Source organism: Lacihabitans sp. CS3-21, assembly GCF_024343675.1.
Lineage (GTDB): Bacteria > Bacteroidota > Bacteroidia > Cytophagales > Spirosomataceae > Leadbetterella.
Map to the genome: position 1 here is coordinate 1 of NZ_RJUD01000111.1, position 2,031 is coordinate 2,031.

Annotated in this window: 1 pseudogene; it reads right to left on the bottom strand. The window is 40.4% G+C overall.

The features are described from left to right. A pseudogene (locus tag EGI24_RS19140) lies at nucleotides 1-2,011 on the bottom strand (hypothetical protein); the annotation flags it as partial. Nucleotides 2,012-2,031: the final 20 nt, after the last annotated feature.

Consider the following 2,031-nt stretch of genomic DNA (forward strand, 5'->3'; position numbering starts at 1 on the left):
TCCATGAATAAGTAAAGCCGCCGTTACCGTCTGCTGCTACTACGGTCGCTGTTCCGTTTTTCTCACCGAAACAAGCTACTGGGGTGGCAGTCGCTGAGGCTGTCAATTTAGCTGTTTGAATGATTGAAGTGGTTGCCGTTACTGTACAGTTCTTAGCGTCTTTTACGGTTACTGTATATGTCCCTGCTCCTAATCCTGTTGCTGTTGCTCCAGTTTGTACTGGAATTGTGCTCCATGAATAAGTAAAGCCGCCGTTACCGTCTGCTGCTACTACGGTCGCTGTTCCGTTTTTCTCACCGAAACAAGCTACTGGGGTGGCAGTCGCTGAGGCTGTCAATTTAGCTGTTTGAATGATTGAAGTGGTTGCCGTTACAATACAATTGTTTAGCATTGCAGTGACAGTATATGTACCATTATTCGACGGTAAGGCATCAACTAAAACAGTTGGGCCAGTTGCAGAATAATTATTTGGCCCAGACCAAGAGTAAGAGGTTGCATTTCCTACAGCTGTTAGGGTAATTTTATCTCCAAAACAAACAGGTCCATTATTTGAGGCTACTACATTTGGCTTCTCTTTCATGGTAACTAAAGCTGGGTCTGAATCATCTTCATCAGTTGCTTTTATTCCATCATTCGGAGTTCCTGTACCATTTCCATCAACAAAATCATCTGCATCCGAACTTACCAAACCTCCGGCATCATTAGATGAAATATTATCTGGTTTACTATCAATATCCAAAAGGTTTAAAGCATTTGTAGCATTATTACTAATTTCCGCTCTGTTTACCAAGGGCCCTGTTAAAGCTGAAGGTAAAACATTCAATACTAATTCGATTGAAGTATTTGCACCTGGCAAGATAGGACCTGGGATGTTAAATTTAGGATTTCCAGAAACTAATGACCATCCTAGACTTTGCGAAGTATTAAGGCTCATCCCTGTTGGGATATAATCAGTAACATCAATATTAGACGCTTTTAGTGTACCCTGATTAAATACAGTTATTACGTATTTAACCACATCCTCACAACCAACTTGGGAGGCTTGGCCAGCTTTTAATTTCTTATTTAAAGCTAAGTCAAAAATCTGTTTAATTTTAACTTCAGCTGGATCGTGATCATCTTCGTCTCCTCCAGTTTTACCATTACCATTGATATCGTCATCTGTAACAAATTTATCATTATCAATATCATCAGGTGTACTATCAATATCCACAAGTGGATTTCCATTATTGTCATTATCAGACGTTTTCGAAATCTCTGCTTTATTTAATAAGGTAGTTCCTTCAAAATCTGAATTGACTTTCAAATTTATATCAACCGAAATTGATCCACCGGCCGAAATTGGACCAGAAATAATTTTGGTTGCTTTATTTAAACCTGCTGCTGTCCAAGATAAATCATTTAGAGTCATACCTGATGGTATATAATCTGTAATTTCTATTCCATTTGCAGGGATGGTACCTTGATTTGATACAGTTATAGTAAATATAACATTATCACCTGGCTTAATATCTCCGGTACTTTTTAATTTCTTAACCAAAGCCAAGTCATATTTCTGCACCGTGATCTGAGCTGGGTCAGCATCGTCTTCATCGTCCGTGCCATTGCCATCCAATTTATCGTCAGTTGGGCTTCCTGGTACACCACCCGCATCGTTCCCTACCGTCTGATCTGGTCTGCTGTCTATATCTACTAAGGCTACGCCATTGTTGTCTCTATCTGCTGTGGCACTGATCTCTGCTCTGTTTACCAAAGTGCTGCCTTGCTGACCTGCTGACACTTTCAATACTACTGTAATGTCTGTGCTTGCTCCTACTGCCAATGGACCTGCTATCGTTTTGGTAGCTTGGTTTGTTCCTACTGCAGTCCAAGTTGCATCGTTCAATGTCATTCCTGTTGGAATGTAATCCGTCACTTGGATTCCTGTTGCAGGAATTGTTCCTTGGTTGACTACCGTAATCGTAAAGCTTACATTATCACCTTCTTTGATAACTTGTGTCGGCGTAGTCATTCTCTTAACCAAAGCCAAGT